This is a genomic window from Methylobacterium sp. J-076, assembly GCF_022829405.1.
GTDB lineage: Bacteria > Pseudomonadota > Alphaproteobacteria > Rhizobiales > Beijerinckiaceae > Methylobacterium.
Map to the genome: position 1 here is coordinate 1 of NZ_JAKSXW010000104.1, position 430 is coordinate 430.

The window sequence follows — 430 nt, forward strand, 5'->3', positions numbered from 1 at the left end:
TAGGCGGACCCGCTCTCAAACACGATCCGACTGGCCTCGACCGCCACGGGCTTGTTCCCGCTGAGAAGCAGCGCGCCGCAGTAATCCACGCGCAGCGTTCCATGCTCAGGGTGGACCGCGAACAGTTCAGGGGCCGTCCACCCCTGCCGGTGCGCCTCAGCGCCGAGCCGGTCGCAGAACTCCATTGCGGCCTCGCGGATCGCGGCCCATTTCGGCGGGACGAGGTAGCGGCAGGGCGAGGCGGAGGGCGACAGGTTCTCCGCGCCGCAGCGCCACATCGCGGCGGCATCGGGGAGCATGGCGGGGGTGAGCCCGGATGACATGCGGCGGAGGTACGGCAGAGCGCGCGAGCCCGCCATTCGGCTGAAGGCGGGATTGCCGTGTGTCTCGTGGTATTGAAGGCGACTGGACCGACGAGGCGGCTCGGTTG

At 69.8% G+C, this 430-nt stretch carries 1 protein-coding gene; it reads right to left on the reverse strand.

Features of this window, described 5'->3' with window-relative positions; all coding sequences use genetic code 11:
• On the reverse strand, nt 1–323 hold a 323-nt coding region (locus MKK53_RS09635), incomplete at its 3' end, for a hypothetical protein (RefSeq protein WP_243928481.1).
• Between the last annotated feature and the right edge of the window lie 107 nt (nt 324–430).